At 73.4% G+C, this 3,800-nt stretch carries 3 protein-coding genes and 1 pseudogene; all 4 read right to left on the bottom strand.

Annotated elements, in window-relative coordinates; genetic code table 11:
- Positions 1–25: 25 nt before the first annotated feature.
- Positions 26–721, bottom strand: a complete 696-nt coding sequence (locus ACY45C_RS18375; protein ID WP_462188813.1) for a GNAT family N-acetyltransferase — start codon at positions 719–721, stop codon at positions 26–28.
- Between the two features lie 71 nt (positions 722–792).
- Positions 793–1,686: an NADP-dependent oxidoreductase gene (locus tag ACY45C_RS18370; protein WP_462188812.1), complete on the bottom strand. Its 894-nt coding sequence runs from the start codon at positions 1,684–1,686 to the stop codon at positions 793–795.
- A 338-nt stretch (positions 1,687–2,024) separates the two neighbouring features.
- Positions 2,025–3,218: an LLM class flavin-dependent oxidoreductase gene (locus ACY45C_RS18365; protein ID WP_462188810.1), complete on the bottom strand. Its 1,194-nt coding sequence runs from the start codon at positions 3,216–3,218 to the stop codon at positions 2,025–2,027.
- Positions 3,219–3,249: 31 nt separating this feature from the next.
- Positions 3,250–3,740 (bottom strand): annotated as a pseudogene (locus ACY45C_RS18360) (ATP-binding cassette domain-containing protein); the annotation flags it as partial.
- Positions 3,741–3,800 lie beyond the last annotated feature (60 nt).

The raw sequence follows: 3,800 nt of genomic DNA, 5'->3' as shown, positions 1-3,800 counted from the left end.
CGGTGGTTACGCGGCCGGACGGTGGTTACGCGGCCGGCTCGATATCCGGTATCTGCGCGGCGCGGAACGTCACCTCACGCCGCAGCCGGAACCCGAGCGACTCGTAGAGCCGGATCGCGTTCGTGTTGGTCGCCGCGGCGTGCAGGAACGGTGTTTCCCCGCGGGCCCGGATGCCCGCGGCGACCGCGCGGACGAGCCGGGTCGCGAGGCCTTGGCCCCGGTGGCCCGCGTCCGTGCAGACGGCGCTGATCTCGGTCCAGCCGGGCGGGTGCAGCCGTTCCCCGGCCATCGCCACCAGCGTGCCGTCCCGCCGGATGCCGAGGTACGTGCCGAGCTCGATCGTGTGGGGCAGGAACGGCCCGGGTTTGGTGCGTTCGACCAGCGCGAGCATCTCCGGCACGTCCGCGGGCCCCAGCCGCACGGCCTCCTCGTCCGGGAACGCGTCGACCCCCTCGTCCACGAGCTGCGCGCCGTCGAAGCTTGCCTCTTCCCAGCCGGGCGGCGGGGAAGCGTCGATGCCGGTGAACGGCACGATCGCGCCCGGGCCGAGCATCGCTGCGGCGTTGCGCCAGGTGCCCTCGTCGGGCACGTCCGGCAGGGCGACGAACGGTGACACGTTGACCGGGTAGCGCAGCACGTCACCGACCCGCTCGGCGAAATGCGCGTGCGGACCCAGGAGGGAGGAACGGACGGGGTTGTTCAGCACGTGCTGGCCGGTCACGTGCCGCCTGGGCTCCTGCCGGTCGGGCTCCTGCCGGTCGGGGACATGGCGTCGGGGAACGGCAAGCTCGGTCACGCGGCGACCTCGATCACGATCTTGCCGCGGGCGTGGCCGTTCTCCACCGCGCGCAGCGCCGCCGGGGCTTGGTCCAGCGGGAAGGTTGCGGTCACGAGCGGGTCCAGCGCGCCGTCCACGACCAGCTGGGCGACCGCGTCGAGCACGCGGCTGTCCCGGGCCCGCTGGACCGTCGTCCCGCCGTGCCGGTCGCTCGCCCCGGACAAGGCTGTGACGAGCTTCGACCGGTCCGCGAGGACCTCGACGACGTCGTCGAGCGTCTCGCCCCCGACGAGATCGTAGATTCCGTCGACCCCCCTGGGCGCGGCGGCCCGCACCCGGTCCGCGATGCCGGGGCCCGGCTCGACGTGCGCGACGCCGAGGGCCTCGACGAAGTCCTTCTTGCCGGCGCTCGCGGTGCCGACGACCGTCAGGCCCGCCTGCCGGGCGATCTGCGCAGCGGCCACTCCCACGCCGCCACCCACACCGGTGATCAGCAGGGTGGCGCCGGGCGGCAGGGCCAGCTGGTGCACGCCGTCGTAGGCGGTCGCCGCCGCGACCGGCAGCGTCGCCGGCTTGCGCGCGCTCTCCCCGGCGGTCAGCACCGTGTACTCGGCGTAGCCACCGCCCGGCGCGCTGCCGAACACCTCGTCGCCGATGGCGAATCCGTCGACGTCCGGGCCCACCTGCGTTACCACGCCGGCGGCCTCCACTCCGAGTACGACCGGAAACACGGCTGGCGGGGCGGCCGGCAGCCGCAGGCCGCCCCGCAGCTTCCAGTCCACGGGGTTGACCCCGGCGGCACGTACCGCGATCGTGAGCGGACCCGGCCCGGCCACCGGGATCGGGAGGTCGGCGAATGCCTCCACCTCCGGACCGCCGTGGTCGCTGTAGACGTACGCCTTCGGCACCACAACCACCGTCCCCTTCGCCGTTTCCCCTGGCCGTCCCGCCGCGCCGAGACCTCCGCGATATCCGCGATCGGCGTCTACGCCGACCGCGGTCACCTACAACACCGGGCCGGGCCGCCACCTTCCGGCGGTGGCCGGCACCGGGGCGGCGGCGCCTGCCGCGGTCAGGCCGATAGTCAGATTCTGGTTCTGTTCGACGTCGAAGAAGGAGAAGGGCCGAAGAAGATCGAAGGAGGTCAGGGAGGTCAGGGAGGTCAGGAGAGGCCTGGGAGGCCGGGAAAGGCCGGATGAGGCCGGATGAGGCCGGGGAGACCTGGGCAGGTGCGATCCCGGCCTACTCACGCCCGGCGTCGGCGCCACTCCTTGGTGAGCAACTCGTAGGACCGCACCCGGCCGGCGTGCTGGTGGGTGATCGTGGTGATGGCGAGCTCGTCGGCTCCGGTCGCCTGGGCCAGCTGCTCGAGCCGGTCGGCGACGGTTCGCGGGGACCCGACGAGCTGGGTGGTGACCCGGTCCTCGACGAGCGCGCGGTCGGCGTTGCTCCAGGCGTGCGCCGCGGCCTGCTCCGGGCTGGGGAACGGGATGGCCCCGGCGCCGGAACGGATGCTGCGGACCCACAGGCCGTAGCCGGCGGCCAGCCGTGCGGCGCTCGCATCGTCCTCCCCGACGATGACGTCCGCCGAGACCGACACGTACGGCTCGGCGAGTTCCGCCGACGGCCGGAACGCGGCCCGGTAGGCGTCGACGGCATCGAGCACGGTGCTGGGGCTGTGGTGGTAGGAGGCCGCGAACCGCAGCCCGCGCTCGCCGGCGACGGCGGCGCTCGATCCGCCGGATGCCCCGAGGATCCAGACCTGCACGTTCGCGCCCTCACCGGGGTAGGCGTGCGCCTGGAGGCCGTCGGCCGAGCGATAGGTTCCGCGCAGCAGCGCGAGGACGTCGTCGATCTGCTCGGCGTAGTCCGGGGTGTAGGCGCTCGGCTGCTGCAGCAGCGACAGCATCAGCCCCAGCCGCGACGAGCCGAGCAGCCCGCGGAAGTCGTAGCGATTGGGGATCAGCAGGCCGTTCTCGGCCCGCTGCTCGATGCTGTGGTCCGCCCCGCCGAGCCCGGCGGAGTAGGCCGCCGCCGCCGAGATCAGGCTTCGTTCGGCTGCCGGGTCGTTCACCGGCCCGCCGGGCCCGGGGGCCGGCCGGCTGGGCGAGCGTCCGATCCCGAGGTCGAGGCGGCCCGGGTGCAGGGCGTCGATGAGGCCGAACTCCTCAACCACCGACAGCGGGGTGCGGTGTCCGGCCTGCACCCCGGCCGACCCGAGCCGGATGGTCCTCGTCGCTCCGGCCACCAGGGCGATGGCGACGGCGGGGGAGACGCCGAGGACGCCGGGATTGAGGTGATGTTCCGCGAACCAGTAGCGTTCGTACCCGAATTCCTCCGCCCGCCGGGCCAGATCGACGGTGTTGCGCAGTGCTTCGCCGTTCGTGCCGCCATCACTGACCGGGACGAGGTCGAGGACGGCCAATGGGATCTCACTCATCGCGAACCTTTCAGGTCGGTCGGCTCGTCTCTCACTGTGGCTGTCCGGCGGCACCGTCGTCGGCGGGCCGGGGGCGCAGCGCCGCGCCGTCGAGGGTGGGGAGCGCGGCGAGCAGGCTGCGGGTGTACTCGTGGCGGGGGTTTGCGAACAGCTCCTCGACGTCTCCGGCTTCCACGACCCGCCCGTCCTTCATCACCAGGACCCGGTCGCTGACGTGGTAGATCACGCCGAGGTGATGGGAGATGAAGACGTAGGAGATCCCCAGCCGCGCCTGCAGATCGGCCAGCAGGTCGAGCACCTGCGCCTGGATGGAGACGTCGAGGGCGGAGACCGGCTCGTCGCAGATGATGACCCGCGGTCGCGGGGCGAGCGCCCGGGCGATCGCGACCCGTTGGCGCTGCCCCCCGACAGCTGGCGCGGCCGGCGGTCGAGCACGCTCTCGTCCAGCCCGACCTGCTCGATCAGTTCGAGGACGCGGGCCCGGCGCGCGGCGCGGCGAACCCCCTGCACCGCCAGCGGCTCGCTTCATAGCTCCCTCGGCTCAGGCCCGGGAGTACGGGCCCGCGCTTGCCGCACCCGGGG

This window comes from Frankia sp. CcWB2, assembly GCF_977927585.1.
This window is presented reverse-complemented; position numbering and strand designations above follow the sequence as displayed.

Bases quoted from the DNA above. Each gene is read 5' to 3' on its own strand.
- ACY45C_RS18365 (WP_462188810.1), bottom strand. From the start codon at position 3,218: ATGAGTGAGATCCCATTGGCCGTCCTCGACCTCGTCCCGGTCAGTGAT.